Annotated in this window: 18 protein-coding genes and 1 tRNA gene; 17 read left to right on the top strand and 2 right to left on the bottom strand. The window is 41.2% G+C overall.

The window, feature by feature from the left end; all coding sequences use genetic code 11:
- Window positions 1-76: 76 nt before the first annotated feature.
- Window positions 77-406, bottom strand: coding sequence for a hypothetical protein (locus Q8N16_02760; GenBank protein MDP3093662.1), 330 nt, complete (start codon window positions 404-406; stop codon window positions 77-79).
- 75 nt (window positions 407-481) lie between these two features.
- On the opposite strand from Q8N16_02760, the gene Q8N16_02755 reads away from it, so the two are divergent.
- The 15 genes from Q8N16_02755 to Q8N16_02685 all read left to right on the top strand — a co-directional run bounded on the left by Q8N16_02755 (window position 482) and on the right by Q8N16_02685 (window position 13,903).
- The gene (locus Q8N16_02755) at window positions 482-772 is read left to right on the top strand and encodes a co-chaperone GroES (protein ID MDP3093661.1); all 291 of its coding nucleotides are present in this window, start codon (window positions 482-484) and stop codon (window positions 770-772) included.
- A gap of 45 nt (window positions 773-817) precedes the next feature.
- On the top strand, window positions 818-2,452 hold the full coding sequence (groL, locus tag Q8N16_02750; protein MDP3093660.1) for a chaperonin GroEL: 1,635 nt from the start codon (window positions 818-820) through the stop codon (window positions 2,450-2,452).
- Window positions 2,453-2,624: 172 nt separating this feature from the next.
- Window positions 2,625-3,179 carry a LemA family protein gene (locus Q8N16_02745; protein MDP3093659.1) on the top strand — a complete coding sequence of 185 codons (555 nt, stop codon included), beginning with the start codon at window positions 2,625-2,627 and terminating at the stop codon, window positions 3,177-3,179.
- A 6-nt stretch (window positions 3,180-3,185) separates the two neighbouring features.
- Window positions 3,186-4,082: a M48 family metallopeptidase gene (locus tag Q8N16_02740; protein MDP3093658.1), complete on the top strand. Its 897-nt coding sequence runs from the start codon at window positions 3,186-3,188 to the stop codon at window positions 4,080-4,082.
- 2 nt (window positions 4,083-4,084) lie between these two features.
- On the top strand, window positions 4,085-4,528 hold the full coding sequence (locus tag Q8N16_02735; GenBank protein ID MDP3093657.1) for a hypothetical protein: 444 nt from the start codon (window positions 4,085-4,087) through the stop codon (window positions 4,526-4,528).
- 5 nt (window positions 4,529-4,533) lie between these two features.
- Window positions 4,534-4,618, top strand: a tRNA-Ser gene (locus tag Q8N16_02730).
- Between the two features lie 194 nt (window positions 4,619-4,812).
- Window positions 4,813-6,156 carry a S8 family serine peptidase gene (locus Q8N16_02725; protein ID MDP3093656.1) on the top strand — a complete coding sequence of 448 codons (1,344 nt, stop codon included), beginning with the start codon at window positions 4,813-4,815 and terminating at the stop codon, window positions 6,154-6,156.
- Window positions 6,157-6,444: 288 nt separating this feature from the next.
- Complete coding sequence (locus Q8N16_02720) at window positions 6,445-6,924, top strand: hypothetical protein (GenBank protein MDP3093655.1); 480 nt, start codon at window positions 6,445-6,447, stop codon at window positions 6,922-6,924.
- A gap of 47 nt (window positions 6,925-6,971) precedes the next feature.
- Window positions 6,972-7,772: a hypothetical protein gene (locus Q8N16_02715; GenBank protein ID MDP3093654.1), complete on the top strand. Its 801-nt coding sequence runs from the start codon at window positions 6,972-6,974 to the stop codon at window positions 7,770-7,772.
- A 199-nt stretch (window positions 7,773-7,971) separates the two neighbouring features.
- Window positions 7,972-8,652, top strand: a complete 681-nt coding sequence (locus tag Q8N16_02710) for a class I SAM-dependent methyltransferase (GenBank protein ID MDP3093653.1) — start codon at window positions 7,972-7,974, stop codon at window positions 8,650-8,652.
- A gap of 255 nt (window positions 8,653-8,907) precedes the next feature.
- Window positions 8,908-9,933, top strand: a complete 1,026-nt coding sequence (locus Q8N16_02705) for a hypothetical protein (GenBank protein ID MDP3093652.1) — start codon at window positions 8,908-8,910, stop codon at window positions 9,931-9,933.
- Between the two features lie 333 nt (window positions 9,934-10,266).
- Window positions 10,267-10,917: a transposase gene (locus Q8N16_02700; protein ID MDP3093651.1), complete on the top strand. Its 651-nt coding sequence runs from the start codon at window positions 10,267-10,269 to the stop codon at window positions 10,915-10,917.
- A gap of 558 nt (window positions 10,918-11,475) precedes the next feature.
- Window positions 11,476-12,090, top strand: a complete 615-nt coding sequence (locus tag Q8N16_02695) for an HAD family hydrolase (protein ID MDP3093650.1) — start codon at window positions 11,476-11,478, stop codon at window positions 12,088-12,090.
- A 245-nt stretch (window positions 12,091-12,335) separates the two neighbouring features.
- Entirely contained in the window at window positions 12,336-13,103 is a 768-nt protein-coding gene (locus Q8N16_02690; GenBank protein MDP3093649.1) for a polymorphic toxin-type HINT domain-containing protein, read from the top strand.
- Window positions 13,104-13,267: 164 nt separating this feature from the next.
- Window positions 13,268-13,903, top strand: a complete 636-nt coding sequence (locus Q8N16_02685) for a hypothetical protein (GenBank protein ID MDP3093648.1) — start codon at window positions 13,268-13,270, stop codon at window positions 13,901-13,903.
- 264 nt (window positions 13,904-14,167) lie between these two features.
- Here Q8N16_02685 and Q8N16_02680 read toward each other — a convergent pair whose 3' ends face one another.
- The gene (locus tag Q8N16_02680; protein ID MDP3093647.1) at window positions 14,168-14,416 is read right to left on the bottom strand and encodes a hypothetical protein; all 249 of its coding nucleotides are present in this window, start codon (window positions 14,414-14,416) and stop codon (window positions 14,168-14,170) included.
- Between Q8N16_02680 and Q8N16_02675 the strand changes: the two genes are divergently transcribed.
- Both Q8N16_02675 and Q8N16_02670 read left to right on the top strand, forming a co-directional pair.
- On the top strand, window positions 14,415-15,518 hold the full coding sequence (locus tag Q8N16_02675) for a beta-galactosidase (GenBank protein MDP3093646.1): 1,104 nt from the start codon (window positions 14,415-14,417) through the stop codon (window positions 15,516-15,518). The genes Q8N16_02680 and Q8N16_02675 overlap by 2 nt on opposite strands.
- 211 nt (window positions 15,519-15,729) lie before the next feature.
- Window positions 15,730-15,852, top strand: a complete 123-nt coding sequence (locus Q8N16_02670) for a hypothetical protein (GenBank protein ID MDP3093645.1) — start codon at window positions 15,730-15,732, stop codon at window positions 15,850-15,852.
- The last annotated feature ends 17 nt before the right edge of the window (window positions 15,853-15,869 follow it).

The following is a 15,869-nucleotide window of genomic DNA, read 5'->3' as shown; positions in this document are numbered from 1 at the left end:
GATATAATAAAACTCGCCTCTGGCCGTTGACCTTACTGGTCTTTGGCCGAGGCAAGTTTTCGACGTTGTGTTCTGTCTAATGAGCAATTGCGATTATCACCTTGGTCGTTTCGACCTTGGTGACGCCTTCAATTCTGCGGAGGGCCTCGTGAAACTCTGGGCGCAGGACCGGCCATCGGCCGTCCTCCGTGATGAAGAATGTTTTCTGGTGCGTTTCATCGGCTACCAGTACTAGCCCGAGGGATCGCACGGCTTCATCGAGGCCAGCAATGTACTTTACGTTTTTTATTTTGATCACGGTAGCTTGTCTCATTTTTACCATCCTTTCTGGTGGTTTGGGTTTAACCAATTTAAAGCATTCATTCCTATTTTTGTCAACCCCTTGACACGTTCTTTTTCCTTCCATAGAATCTATAATGATGAAATTAGCAATCAAAACCATTAACTGCTAATCACTTATTCACTTAACCACTTAATTACTATGACTATCAAGCCATTGTCAGACCGCGTTTTAATCGAACCTCTTCCTTATGAGGAGAAAACCAAGGCCGGGATCATTTTGCCCGAGTCTGCCGAAAAAGAAAGGCCGGAACAAGGCAAAATTATTGCCGTCGGCCCGGGCCGGACTGTCGCTTCAGGCAAGGTCATTCCCCTTCACGTCAAAGTCGGCGACAAGGTTTTGTTCACCAAATACGGCCCCAATGAATTTAAGATTGAAGGGAAGGAATATCTCATCGCCAAAGAGGAGGACATACTGGCGATAATAGAATAAAATCGCGAAATTTCTAATTAACCTAATTATTCTAATTTCTAAACTATGTCTAAGCAAATTTTTTATCAGGAAACCGCGCGCAAAAAACTCAAAGCCGGCGTGGACAAACTTGCCGACGCCGTCAAAATCACTTTGGGCCCCAAAGGCAGAAACGTGGTTTTGGATAAAGGTTTTGGCGTTCCAACCATTACCAACGACGGGGTGACCGTTGCCAAAGAAGTTGAGCTTGAAGATAGGACAGAAAACTTAGGGGCCGAGATAGTCAAGGAAGTGGCGGAAAAAACCAATGATATTGCCGGCGACGGTACCACCACCGCTGTTGTTTTGGCTCAAGCAATTATTGCCGCCGGTTTGAAAAACGTCGCTGCCGGCGCAGACCCCATGGCTTTAAAGCGGGGCATTGAAAAAGCTAAAGACAAAGTCATTGAGTCCTTAAAACAAATGGCAAAACCGATTTCCGGCAAAAACGAGATCGCCCAGGTGGCGACGATTTCTGCCGCAGACGAAGAAATCGGAAACCTAATTGCTCAAGTAATTGACGAAGTCGGCAAAGACGGCGTCGTCACGGTTGAGGAATCGCAAAAGTTGGGTTTGGAAAAAGAAGTAGTCAAAGGCCTGCAGTTTGACAAGGGCTATGTTTCCGCTTACATGGTTACCAACTTAGAGCGCATGAAAGCGGAACTGGAAGACCCTTATATTTTAGTGACCGAAAAGAAAATCTCGTCTTTGCAGGAAATCCTGCCGGTGATGGAAAAAGTCGCCCAGACCGGCAAAAAAGATCTGGTCATTATTGCCGAAGAGATTGAAGGTGACGCTTTGGCCACCATGGTGGTTAATAAATTAAGGGGCACTTTCAATTGTTTGGCGGTTAAAGCTCCGGGTTTTGGCGACAGAAGAAAGGAACAGCTTTTGGATATTGCCGCGGTAGTCGGCGGCCAGATGATTTCCGAGGAACTGGGATTGAAGCTGGAAAATATTGATTTGAAAATGTTAGGCAGCGCCCGTAAGGTTGTGGCTGACAAGGAAAATACGACTATTATCGAAGGCAAGGGCAAAAAAGAAGAAATTGACTCGAGAATCCAGCAGATTAGGAATGAATTAAAAACCACTACTTCCGACTTTGACAAAGAAAAACTACAAGAGCGTTTGGCAAAGCTGGCCGGCGGGGTGGCCGTAATCAAGGTTGGGGCGGCGACCGAGGTCGAGCAAAAATCCAAGCAGCACAAGACCGAAGACGCTTTAAATGCCACCAGGGCGGCTATTGAAGAGGGTGTTGTACCCGGAGGCGGCGTGGCTTTGCTTAGATGCTTGCCGGCTTTGGCAGAAATAAAACTTAGCGGCGACGAAAAGACGGGGGCAGATATCTTAAAGCGGGCCTTAGAAGAACCGATCCGCCAGATTGTCCAGAACGCGGGCTTAGACGGCGCGGTCGTTTGCGAAGAAGTGAAAAAGAGACAAGACGGTTTTGGCTTTGACGCCGCGGCCATGGAATACAAGGACTTGATAGAAGCTGGCATTATTGATCCGACCAAAGTGGTCAGGACCGCTTTGGAAAACGCGGTCTCTGCCGCGAGCATGTTGCTCACGACCGAGGCGGTAATTGCCGAAAAACCCGAAGATAAAAAACAGCACGGAATGTCGGGTGGAATGGGCGGCATGGGCATGGGAGAAGACTACTAATGACCGACCAATAACCGATAACCAATAACCTATAACTGATAACCGGAAGACGGAGGAGACCGGGTCTCCTCCGTCTTCATTTTCAGCGACTTTCAGTTGCCAAGCCGGTTTTTTCTGGTAAGATGAAAGAGAAAAGTCGACTCTTTAGCATTAACAACTTAAACTTTTAAATATGTTTCCTTTACAAATCGCTTTGTTAGTTTTAGCCGTTCTGGTAATCTGGCTGGTTTTCGCCTACAACAAATTGGTCGTTTTGAGGCAGAGAGTCAAAGAAGCCTGGTCTGACATCGAAGTCCAGCTAAAAAGAAGGTATGACCTGATTCCCAATTTAGTGGAAACGGTCAAAGGATACGCCGCCCACGAATCCGGAGTCTTTGAAAAAGTCACCCAGGCCAGGACCGCAGCCATGGGAGCCAAGACCATGAAAGAGCACGCTGAAGCCGAAAACATGCTTTCCCAGACCTTAAAATCTTTGTTTGCCGTGGCAGAAAACTATCCGCAATTAAGAGCGGTTGAAAGTTTTACCAAGCTTCAGAGCGAATTAACCGACACCGAAGACAAAATCCAGGCTTCGAGGAGGTTTTACAACGCCAATATTCGGGACATGAGTATTGCCGTCCAGACATTCCCGAGTAATTTGGTCGCTGGAGCTTTCGGTTTCAAGGCTCCCGAGTTCTTTGAAACCGCTTCTGAGGCCGAAAAACAGCCAGTCAGCGTCAAGTTTTAAAGTCGTATGACTACTTATACTTTTGCCGGCGCGAATGTCCGCAAAACCTGGATTCTGCTGGGATCGTTTTTGGTTCTAATAATCGCTCTGGGCTGGTTTTTCAGCTATTATTACGGCAATCAAAGCATCTTGTATTTTGCGGTGGGGTTTAGTGTTTTGCAGAGTATTTTGAGCTACTGGTATTCTGACAAAATTATTCTGGCCATAACTCGGGCAAAGCCAGTCAGCCATCAGGAAAACCCGGAGCTGTACCATATACTGGAAAACCTGACTATTGCTTCCGGCCTACCTCTTCCCAAGTTTTATCTGCTTGAAGAAAGCCAGCCCAATGCTTTTGCCACGGGCAGAGATCCTAAACACGCGGCAATAGTGGTTACTAGGGGACTTTTGGAAAAGTTGGATAAACCGGAATTAGAGGGCGTCCTAGCGCACGAGTTGTCGCATATTGGCAACCGCGATTCTTTGGTGATGACCGTGACCGTGATTTTGGTCGGCATTATTTCTATGCTGGCAAATATGTTTTTCAGAATAGGTCGTTTTGGCGGCGGGAAGAGGGATAACAACAACCGTGCTGGCGGCATCTTGGCGCTAATTGGTTTTGTCGCCGTCATTCTCGCTCCGATTGCCGCCGCCTTGATTCAGTTGGCGATTTCCAGAAAAAGGGAGTTTTTGGCCGACGCCTCCGGAGTTTTGCTCACCCGTTATCCCGAAGGTCTTGCCAGCGCTTTGGAAAAGATCAGCCGGGATCAGTCGCCTTTGCGGGTTGCCAGCGACTCAACCGCCCATCTTTTTATTGCCAGTCCGTTTCGCGGCAAACAGACAACAAGCTGGCTGGTGAAATTGTTTTCTACGCACCCGCCAATCGAGGAAAGAATCAGAGCCTTGAGTCAGATGAGCGTTTAAATATGAAACAACCTTTAATCCGAACAATTTATCTTTATCTTTTTGCCCTAATCGGTTTGGTATTAATAACCATAGGCGCGGTAAAGCTGACAAACCTTGCCTTAAAAGCTTTTATTTTTACCAAGGCAGACCAGGAATTAAACTATAATCTCAAGCCGCCGGTGATTTCTTTCTTACCTGATGGCAAGACAATGACAGAAGAAAATTTGGTTTCGACAATTGAAAAATGCCAGGATAAATGCGATCTGACTTTGGAGCAAAAACAAGAGATTGCCGATTGGCTGAAAGACTATAAAAACTGGCAGGAGCAAGAAAGCAAATTTGATTATTTAGCCCAGCAAAGGCAAAGAGAGATTTCTCAGTCTTTGGCGATGATCTTGGTTGGCCTGCCGCTTTACCTGTACCATTGGTTGATTATAAAAAAGGAAACAAAAGAAGAAGTTTAAATCTAGGAAGGGTGCCAGAGCGGTCAAATGGAATGGTTTGGAGAACCATGCTCCTCACGGGGTCCGTGGGTTCGAATCCCACCCCTTCCGCATTGACAACTTTTTATCGGCATGACCCGAGTGATCGCGAGTGGTCAGCGACCCGAGTGGTTCGAATTTTGTTCGGGACAGACAGCGCATAGACGAGTTTTTATTTTGGCTTGACAGTCGGCATAGATTGATTTATCTTTAAAATAGGTAAACCAAAATGTCGAAAAATTTAAAATTTAACTCTTTAATTAAATATGATTAGGAAAAAACTTTTTATCACATTATTCTCACTGGTAATAATAATCAGCTTGGTTCTTACTGTTAACATAATGGCGTTTTCTGATTTTTCAACCGGCAAAGCGAATAACGATAACCAAGCTAAGTATGCTCCAGATAGAGTGATTGTTAAATTTAAGGCAGACAAAGAACCTTTCAGAGTGATTGCGGTACCTGAAGGAAAGGTTATGGAGAAAGTTAAAGAATATCAAACAAGACCCGATGTGGTCTATGTTGAACCAGATTATTACGTTTATCCTTTAGGTTCAAATGACACTGCTTATACTAATCAGTGGGCATTAAATAATATTGCTCAAACGATTTATAAGGGTTCAGGAAATCCAGATTCACCAATTAATTCAAGTAAATTAATAGGAGCTGGTACTAATGATGCTGATGTTGATTGGGATGAAGCTTGGAGTGAATTTTCTAACTATAATTGGGCTACTACAGTTATTGCCATTGTTGATTCAGGCATTGATGAAACTCACCTAGATTTAAAAAGTAAAATCTGGATAAATGAACTTGAAATTGCCGGCAATAAAAAAGATGACGATGGGAATGGTTTTATTGATGATACTTGGGGTTGGAATTTTGCTAAAAGAAATAATAAGCCTCACGACGGATACGGCCATGGCACTCATGTTTCAGGAATTGCCGCTGCCGTTACTAATAATGGCAAAGGGATAGCTGGAGTTGCTTTTCCCGATAATATCAAAATTATGGTGGTTAAAGTTTTAAGCGATTCGGGAATAGGTTTTACCTCCGATGAAGCCAAGGGAATTAGATATGCGGTAGATAACGGGGCTAAAGTAATCAATTTAAGTTTAGGTAGCGGTGATTCTCAGACTATAAGAGATGCAGTCAATTATGCTTGGGGGAAAGGAGTACTGATAGTCGCCGCCGCTGGAAATAACAATGGCGGCGCAGTGATCTATCCTGCTGCCTATGAAAACGTCATCGCAGTTTCGGCTACTAATTATAAGGATGATATCGCCAGCTTTAGCAGCGTAGGTCCTCAAGTAGATGTGGCGGCTCCTGGAGAGAATATTTTTTCTACCTTCCCCAGCTATAAATTCTATATTGGAACCGTAAATGGTCGTGCTCGCCATTATGATGTTGGTTCAGGCACTTCGATGGCTGCTCCTCAAGTTGCTGGTTTGGCTGGATTGCTTTTCGCTCAAGATGCTACTCGCGATAAAAATGCGGTAAGAAATATTATTGAAGCCACGGCCAGTGATTTAGGAACTCTGGGCCAAGATAACTACTTTGGTTACGGCCGAATTAATGTTTATAACGCCCTCCTTTATCCAACTCCCTAACTAACCGTTACCAGGTTCGCAGACAACATTTTTTTATCGGCGCGGTCTGATTAGCCGTGAGCGAGTGGCGACCCGACTGCTTTGATAAAAGATTAAAACAGAAAGAGCGATTTATATCGCTCTTTCTGTTTTCCTTATTCCTCAATCAGGGTAATTTTTTTATCCTTGTAATTCAACCTACTCCGTAAATTCGCCAGTAATTCGCGTTTGTCTGATACGCTGCCTTCTTTTAGCAGGTGCTATAATTTTAAAGTCGCCAGAAAGGCGCTTTTTTGATAAAATGAATATATGAACAAAAGCGAATTAGAAAAAATTGTGTGTTATTTAGTTGAACAGGGTTTGTCTGCTATTAAGAACAATACCGATGAAAAGGAAGCGGTTATTGATTACGTCGCAATCTTTTCCAAAGACGAAAACGAGTACAAGGATTTGGAGCTTGCCGCTGAGAGCATAGGCGAGGAAGTGGATAAAGAGACTATTAGGACAGGCAGAACATTTCTATTGAAGGAACCGATAAAAACGCCAGCGGGAATTTTATCGCTGATAAAAATCAGGAAACCAGACGCAACGAGGCCGCAAAGGGGCGCCCCGGATTTTAAAATCAAGGATTACCAGCAGTTTAAAGAAAAATACTTGCGGAGTAGCGGTAATTTTACGTTAATACTTAAAAAGGATTACGAAATGATCGAAATCAAAGGCGTGGATGCGCTGGTATATATTCCCGATAGAACGCTGGGCGAGAGAATGGAAGGAATAAAAACTTTCTGAGAGCTGTCTTCAGAAAAGTTTAAAATCGATCTAGATGAGATTTTTTCATGAACTTTTTTCGTTATAAAAACACTTCTAGGGGGCAATTTGTATGCGAGATTGATTTGTCGCAGATATACCAAAAAGATGACTTGAAGAAATTCTGGAATCGTTATAACGAGTTTTTTAAGGCAGATCGCTTTTTGGGAAAAGTTATAGAAAGGAAACAAGACAAACTGGTTTATTTGCACAAATCGTGGATTCCAAAATTATCTGACCATAAACCCAAAATCTTATTTTTATTCGGCAATCCCGCTCCTCATAGCGTATTGGCCGATATATATTTTGCTTTCGAGGGAAATGGCAGAGAACATCGGTTCTGGAAAGTCATGAGGGAACTTGGAATTATTAATATATCTCCACGGGGAGGCGATGATAATGATTTATTCAAATCTAATTTTTTCAATCTAAAATACGACTCTCTTTTTGTTGTGGGGATGGAAGTATTTTTTACGTTTCCTAGTCCTGCCAGCGATCCAAAATGGTCAGGGGTCATGGGGCTGCGGCGTTTGTTCGGCAAAAAAGCATTTGACCAATTAGCCAGCGCAGAGAGACAACGGGTGCGAAAAGTCATAGAACGATTTATCAAACAAAAAGGAAGTATTATCGCGTTCCAGAAAGATGCGTACAACGGGCTATTGGAGAAGGACAATAGGCCATATAATTTAAAAAGGGCCTTGCAAGGAAAATTATTCGCTAATTATACGAACACAATACTTTTAGTAGGCGTACCGCCTACTCGTTGGATGCATACCTTAAAATTCAAAAAGGTTTTGAAGAAGGTAATGGCTTTATTGATTGAGGGCTAAACCATATATGTGAGGTTTAGCACGGCGCAACTTGTTTCGAGATGATGAGACATTACCAAAAATCCTGTTTCTGTGTCTCATTTGTCTCATTTTTGCTTAAAATAGTCCCGACCGAGATAAAAATGTGGGAGGTCCGACCTCCCACAATTGAAAATTTACAGAGGTCTGACCTCTGTAAAAACCTCTGTAAAAAACCTTTATGGAAAAAATAATAAGACCCCATAAGCCAAAAGAAGATAAGTATATCTTTACCGAAGGAGTTAATTATTTTGAAACGGCTAAAACTTCAATTTGGGGAACTGGCGATAAAGATACCATGGAACTCTTGGGGAAGATTGAAATTCATGGCAAATGGTTAAATCTCGCCGCTGGCGATGGTCGCTATAATTTGAATCTATTAAAAAAAGCCGATTTTGTTGTCGTTACCGATATTGATGAAAGTGCCCTTAGTAAATTGTGGCACAATACTCCAAAGGAATATAGGAAAAAATTAAATACGAAAGCTTTCGATATGACCAAGAAATTTCCATTCGAAGACGGTCTATTTGATGGCATTTTTTGCACGGGTACCTTACATCTTTTTCCAAAAGAAGTTTTACGACAAATAATTTTTGAAATTGATAGGATTCTTAAACCAAACGGAAGAGTAATAATTGATTTTGCAACAGACATAAAAAGAACTTCTCTAAATGGAAAATTAATTATATTTGGCAAAGAACCCCTTTATACTTTAAATGATGCAAAAAGGGTTCTAAAAAACCTTTTTCGAAATTATCAAGCACAAATGTATGAATCAGAAGTTATAGAGGATTTTGAAGCAGCAAATCCTCCATATACATTAAATTGTAAATTTGTTATTTTAATAGCAGATAAAGAATAAAGAATTTGCCGCCCCATCCTTTGTAAAAACTACGGAGGGCAAAGCAAACCCCGCACCAGAATGAATTCGGTACGGGGCAGGGAAAGACTTGCCTGTCCGCCGAAACTTTAGTGAAGGTGGAAAATCGTCCCCCGAAGTAGAAGTACAGGGTAAAGATTTTTTCGAACGCACACCACACTTTGATCGCTATTCTATAATATGGTATGATTTAATGGCGTGAAAACTGCATTGACCTCAAAAACTCTACGGTATGCATTGATAGTTATTCTGATCGTAACATTTTTTTCCATTGGTAATAAAATACTGCAACAGCACACAATCAGACAGTTCAATACTGGCATAAATTCCAAGATTTATCTTATAGATGGATGGCTGGATATCGCTAAACAGTCAGTTATCAAGAGCGCATTAACACAACCAACAATAGATGAGAATAGGTTTGTCGTATCCGAACGAATATTTTCCAGAGATGGTCAGCATCAGGCTATAGTGACTGCAGACAGAAAAGTCTTGGGCTATAAGGGTGTATTGCCAGATCCGAAACTCATTGTAAGCGACTCGCAAGGCAACATCAGTAAGACATTTCTTTTAAGGTATGAAGATACTCAAAAAAATGTTCCCGGCTATGTCATAAGTTTTTCTAAAAATGGAGAACAGATTGCACTTTTATCCCAACAAAACATAGAGGTTATTAACACGCACGATGACACTACAACTCACGTAGATCTCGCATCCAACATTCAGGAAATTTGTAAAATCGGTGGTCGTCCTAAGAGCGAGTGTGATGATTTTTCTTTCTATCATTGGAAACACAGAAGTGTTTTAGATTGGCTTGATGAAAACAATGTGCTTATTAGAATTTACGGATTTTTGTATAAGTTGAATGTTTCTTCAAAAGAAATTCTTCGATTGCAAGGATTAGACTATGTAGATAGATTCCAGGTGCTTAATAGCGAAACAATTGCGTATATCTATATTCCAAATTGGAATACTCAATCAGGACGGGATGTGATTCGAATTTATAACATAAACAAAAAGGAAATAATACAAACATATCCGAAGAAACAAAAATTTGGTATCGATGCGCTTGCAGCATCTCCAGATGGTAAATATCTCTTATTAGGAGATACGAGTTGTCTGCCATGGGATATAGATTGTGGAGGTCCGTACCGAATTACGGTTGAATTGCTTGATATGGCTACGGGAAACAGGGCAAGAATCTTAAGTAACTATAATTATAAACAAAATAGTCCTGTAGATATATATTGGATCACCGATTAATACACACAGTTCTCAACGTAAAATAGGTTATAACACTGTAAATAGTTCTCCGCCACGTAAGAACGTCGATTTTGCTTTGCAAAATCTTACGTTCAACGTGGCTGGAACGTAAAATTGCGTAGCAATTTGTACGTTTCATAGTCAGCATTTTTTATCGAGAGGCCGAGACTCATCAAATATTTAATCTATTCTCCATGGTCAACCCCTCACCCGAAGGTTAAAAGTTAAAAGGGGACGTTAAAAGGGGACGTTTCTCTTTTGGCGTTAAAAGGGGACGTTTCTCTTTTGAATAAGAAGTTAGTCATTTTAGTTAATCCATGTTAGAATTAAACAATGCCAAGGCTACCTCGTTTTCTTTTATTTCAATCTTGCTATCATATAATAACAAGAGGAAACAATAAAAATGTAATCTTTAGAGAAAAAGAAGATTATTTGTATTTTCTAAACTTGATTAAAAAATATAAAAAAGAACATCCTTTTGATCTTTATCATTATTGTTTAATGCCAAATCACGTCCATCTTCTAATCCAAACCAATAAATCTACAGATTTTTCTGTTTTAATGAAAAAACTAAATCTTTCCTATTATCATTATTTTAGGAAAAAGTATGGCTGGACAGGACACTTTTGGCAAAACAGATTTAAAAACAAGCCAGTAGGAAAAGATGAATATTTTATTCAATGTGGAAAATATATTGAATTAAATCCAGTAAGAGCCAATATCACAAAAAAACCTCAAGAATATCCTTATTCAAGCTATGGTTATTATGCCCAAGGAAAAGAAAACGAACTTTTAACAGATGATTCCTTTTATCAAGGATTAGGAAAAGACAAGAAAGAAAGGCAGATAAACTATCAAAAACTAACTATCTCTCAGATAATTAAAAAAACATATAGTGAGGAGATATGGGGAAGCAATAGTCAAAAATATATGGAGAAAAGAAAGATAGAAAGGAAATTAAGCCAACACATTAAAAATGACTAAAACTCTGTTTAAAAGTGAAACGTCCCCCGTCCACAAAAGGGTTCTAAAAAACCTTTTTCGAAATTATCAAGCACAAATGTATGAATCAGAAGTTATAGAGGATTTTGAAGCAGCAAATCCTCCATATACATTAAATTGTAAATTTGTTATTTTAATAGCAGATAAAAGATAGGAAATTTGCCGCCAAACCGAGCAAAGCTCGGAGTTCCGCTAAAAGCGGAACGAAAAACTTGAAATCGTTCTTTCCGCTTCCGCTTCCCGCCTACGCACTGCTTCGGTCGGGCAGGCAAGGCGAGGCGGGTCCCGCACAAATCCCTTCGGGATTATGCGGGGTAAACTCCAGGGGGCTAGGGGGAATTTTTACCCCGCACTTCGAGCGAAGCGAGATAGTTGCGGGGCCGCCCGCCGACCTGCCCGCCGAAGTTGCCTCCTTCGCCGACCCGCGCTCCGCCGAAGGCTCTGGCGAGGCGAGAGTGGCTACGAAGGCCGAGTCAACGCAGGCGGGGCCCAGCCAGTTCGGTTCGGATATTTTCAAATACACACCGCCCCAAAATATGTATGTATAAAGTTATATTATTTGATCTCTGGAATACGATTGCTTTTCTTGAAGACATAGAGAACGTTGGAAAACGTTTAGAAGAAAAGCTCGGATCAGAACGATTCAAAAAACTAAAAGAACTTTTTGTCCGGTGGCATACCGAAGATTCCTCTTTGGATAAATTTCTCGTACGTGTAGATAAGGAAATATTTACAACAGAAGAAGAGCTAACATCTATCAAGGACTGGCTTATCAACTCTAGCTCTAAACTGTATCCAGAGACAAAAGATGTCTTAGGCTACTTAAAAGAAAAAGGCAAAAAATTAGTCTTGATAACCAATTCCCCACCAATAACAAGAGAGCAGGTGAGAAGGTTGGATTTAAGACATTATTTCGATAGAGAAATTTTCTCCTTCGAAGCAGGGTTTATGAAGCCCGACCCTAAAATTTTTCAACTGGCAGTACGCGGCATGCAAGTAAAGCCAAGCAAAGTGCTTATGATTGGAGATTCTTTAGACCAAGACATTATGGGAGCCAAGGGAGTAGGTTTTGAAGCAATATTAATTGATAGAGAAAACAAATATAATTACACACCAAAAATTATTTCTTTACTTGAGTTAAAAAGCGTATGTTAAACTCTCGGGGTTAATATTAATTTCAAACCATTCAGGACGTTGTTTGAACATAGCCCTTAATTCGTATATACTCTTATCAACATCCTTGAAATTTGAGTCATTTTTTCGGTTCAAAGTACCGGAGATTATCCCCGCAGTCAGCATTTTTTATCGAGAGACCGACTTACCTCAAAATTATCAAAGCTCTCGGCGTTTCAATTGAAGAATTGTTAGAATAATATTAATAAATTAATCGAACTAAAATTATGAAAAATATAACCACAAATCTTAAGAACCCCCTTGTTGTTGTTGGAACATCAATACTAACAACGGTTTTAACTTTTTTCTTGTTCGACTTGTTATACTTCCTGACGACTTCAATCCGACAATATTACGGGATATGGATAACAGAGATTCAAGGCTTTATTTTGCTCGCAATTATTTGGTTCCCAATCGCCTTTTGGGTGGGTTTTTTAGCTTCGAAATTTATTACTCAAGAATATAAGTTTAAATTTAGAATATTTAGTCTTATCTTATCCGCACTTTTCATTGTGGGCATAATTTTCTACTCATATGCTACAGTCATGTGGTATTCCTTTCCATCTGGAGGAAGTTTTGTCGAAGAAACAAAAGTGCTGACACCCAACGGTGTCCAATCAATCGAAAATCTAAAAGTTGGTGATAAGATAATAGGCTATGACTATAAAGATGATAAGTACGTCATATCCACGGTGCAAAAATACCGAGCAAGAATGACAAGTGATTATTATTTGATTAACGATGTATTGGGCGTTACCTCCGAACATCCTATCGCCGTAAGAAATATAGACGGATCTTTAACTTGGAAACGAGTTAGAGAATTAAACTTAGGCGAGAAAATGGTTGGATATGGCGAGAATGATGTTAAAATATATAATTTAGAAAAGACAAATATATCGATTCCTTTAAGCGTTTATAATCTCCAAACATCGTTTCCACATAATTATTTTGTGGTTGTCGGAAATACTTTGATTCTTGTGCACAATAAAATTTGAGTTTTTCCACCCGAAGGAAGGTAAAAGGGGTCAGGTACCTTTTTTATAACGCCCGGTATTAAACAAAAAGAAAGTCCTTTTTGGACAATATGATATACTGAAGATAGTTATCAAATAATTCCAATTCCATAAACTCAAAATCATTACCATTATCGGCCGCGATTATGGCCGCAGTTGTTTTGCTGGCGATAGGAGGCGGATTTTTCTATGTCAGGCGCCAAGTTTCTCTTATCTGCGACTCAATGGATAAGCAAATATCCTCTTTGATTGACCCCGGGATTTCAGCCAACATTGCCATAAACCAAACCATGCCCATTAAGCTGGATATGTTTTTGAAAGACATCATTGATTTGAATGAAATTCTGCCCCAGACAGTCAAAATAGACCAGTATGTCCCCATAAATAAAACTTTCCACATTGAAAAAGAATTTGAGGTAAATACCAGAGTTCCCGTAAAAGGGGATCAAAAAGTTACTGTAAACATAAATGTTCCTTTTTACGGCATTTATCCGATTGAAGTTCCTTTTTCCTTGGATATGGATATCCCCGTATCTGTAAAAGTGCCGGTCAGCTTGGATATTCCTATCAACGACAATTTTAAGGTAGATATGGAAATTCCCTTAAAAGACATGCTCAATATAGACCCGGACAAAAAAATACGCATTGACAAAGACATTCCTGTTGACTTAAGCGTGCCGGTGAATTTTTCTGCCAAAGGTCTGGGGTTGGAGCAAAAACTTGGAGATATCCAACGCATCGTTAATTTGGTCAGGAAGATATTTTTAATCCCTCAAAAATAAATTTCTGCTTCGGGATATTAGTTGCTTAACTAAAAAGGCGAAAAACCCTTTAAAATACGCCATTGGGGCAGGCTTTGAGTCGAGCCAGCCCAAAGAAATATCATTAAAAAATTAAAGACATAAAATATAATTAAAAATAAAAAGTTGTTTTACGGTCTTTTGGCAGTCGGCATATTAGCCGTTGTCAGCATCTGGTCGCTGATTTATTCAAATCTGTCGAAGGACCATAAAAGCTCGCAGTGCGTCATAGAAAACTGCCATGGATTAGAGATAAGTTGCGGTCCGAAAGCCCCGGAATTTTGCACCTTTGAATATGCTCCTGGCGATATTTGTCGCCAATACGCCAGCTGCCGGGTTGTGGCCGGAGAATGCCAGCTGGTTGAGACCGCCGAATTCAGCAGCTGCAAATCCTGCTTCGAAAATTGCTGGAAGGATTTTAGCGAAGATCCCATAGAGCTTTTTGCCTGCGAAAGCGAGTGCGAAGAATAAAGTGACTACAAACGCTTTTTTCATGAAGCCGTTATTAATAACCTTGGCGATATTGGTTATTGTCGTCATTGGTTTGGTGATCAGAAACTATTTGCCGGTTCTGCCCGCAACCAGTGACTTTCCCTCTTCCTCTCCGGCAGGCCCTAAACCAGAGTTTAGCGGCATCTTCGCTGTTAAAGAGACCGACGTCTTTGACGATAAAACTTATAGCAATCCTTTTATTTCCGGTTTGAGCTTTAGGGTTGGATGGAAAGAGATTGAGCTGATTGATAATAGCTTTAATTGGGAAAAGCTTGATACGGTTTTTGAGAAAGCGGCTGCTAATGGAAAATCGGTCCGTTTCATCCTTATTCCCGGGTTCGAAACCCCTGAATGGGCTTTACGAGGAACAGAAAATGACAAATTCTATAGGAAGTACGGTCAAGGCGCTGGCAAATATGAAAAATTGCCCATGCCTTGGGACAAGACTTATCTTGACCGCTGGTTCAGCTTCCTGGCGGAGGTGAGCCGGCGTTACGGCGAAAAGCAAGAATTCGTTGCCATCGCCGTTGCCGGCCCGACTTCGGTTTCAGCTGAAATGTCCCTTCCCAACGCCGAGGAAGATCTTCAAAAGTGGCTGCTTCATGGCTATCGGCCTTCAAAATACATCAGCGCCTGGGAACAGGTTTTTAGCCAATACGCAGAAATATTCCCAAACCAGCATTTTTCCTTAGCCCTTTATCCGGGCTTGCCGATCAATGAAAAGGGCGAGATTGATAACCAGGAGCGTTCAAAGACCCGTGAACAAGTCATTAATTTAGGCCTTAACTATCCCCGCCAGTTTTCTCTACAGACCAGCGGCTTAAACGCCGGCAAAGATGATGACGGTGCCGGCTACGACATAGTCAGGAGCCATAGCGGCCAGATCGTTACCGGCTTTCAGATGTCAACGTCGGCCACTAGGAATCCTGAGAAGATGGGAAACCCGGATTCTCCAGCCAGGGCCTTGAAACTATCAATAGACAAGGGGTTGAAACCGAACGAAAAAGGGAAAGTTATCAAGTATCTTGAGATTTATGAGCCGGACGTTCTTAATCCCGATATCCAGTCCGTTCTGGAATACGGATTAAAAATGATGTCTAGGTGAGTTATGCTCTCGGGGCGGAAATCAAGGAAAAGTTAATTAAAGAACTGATTTAGCAAAGCTATAGAAAAAAGGATTCGGATTTTTTCAAATACGCACCGCAGCCAACATTTTTTATGGTTCGGCGAGCCCCTCGGCCATGAGCTCGGGGCCGAATGGTTCACCATCTCTTCGAGCCTGAGCCGAAGACCTGAATTTATTGAAGGATCGAGAGATGAAAAAGTTTCTAAAGTCGCCAGAAAGGCGCCTGCCTACCCTGCCTGCCGGCAGGCAGGCGGTAGGCAGGCTTTTTTGGTTTTTTCTTGTATTTTTTGTACTATTGGTTAAGATAAACTAAGGGCAGAAAACTGCGTT

The organism is bacterium (genome assembly GCA_030693425.1).
Classification (GTDB): Bacteria; Patescibacteriota; Minisyncoccia; order Minisyncoccales; family GWA2-46-15; genus GWA2-46-15.
This window is presented reverse-complemented; position numbering and strand designations above follow the sequence as displayed.